Annotated in this window: 1 protein-coding gene; it reads right to left on the bottom strand. The window is 62.2% G+C overall.

Annotated elements, in window-relative coordinates:
- The coding region (locus TW83_RS15485) for an IS5/IS1182 family transposase (protein WP_045983678.1) at positions 1–380 on the bottom strand (380 nt) is incomplete at its 3' end.
- Between the last annotated feature and the right edge of the window lie 30 nt (positions 381–410).

Raw genomic sequence — 410 nt, 5'->3', positions numbered from 1 at the left:
AACTTGATCCCGGTGCTGTCCACCAGCAGGTTCAGAGGACCTGGTGCGCGCCGGCAGGATATCTGGACAGTGAGGGTTTTTTGTCTGCGGCTCATCGTGGAGAAGTCCGGCACGGGCCAGTCGAGCTCGACCATCTCCAGGATGCTGGCCACCGTTCCGGTTGTCTGCCGAAGCGGCAGCCCGAAGAGCACCTTCACCATCAGGCAGAACTGGATGGCCGCATCCGAGAACACCGGCGGGCGACCACGACGACCCGCCTTGTTCCCCAGCCACACCATGTCCTTGTCCATCCAGATCAGTGGCGATCCACGCCGCCTCAAAGCCTCGTTGTAGGACTTCCAGTTTGTCATACGGTAGCGGGCAGCCTCAGGTTTGCTCATGCCGAGACGCTTACCGTGGCCCCCGGCTGC

The sequence above is a fragment of the Paracoccus sp. S4493 genome, from assembly GCF_000967735.1.
GTDB classification, from domain to species: Bacteria; Pseudomonadota; Alphaproteobacteria; order Rhodobacterales; family Rhodobacteraceae; genus Paracoccus; species Paracoccus marcusii.
The sequence above is the reverse complement of the archived record's forward strand: the minus strand, read 5'-3'. Positions and strand labels throughout refer to the sequence as shown.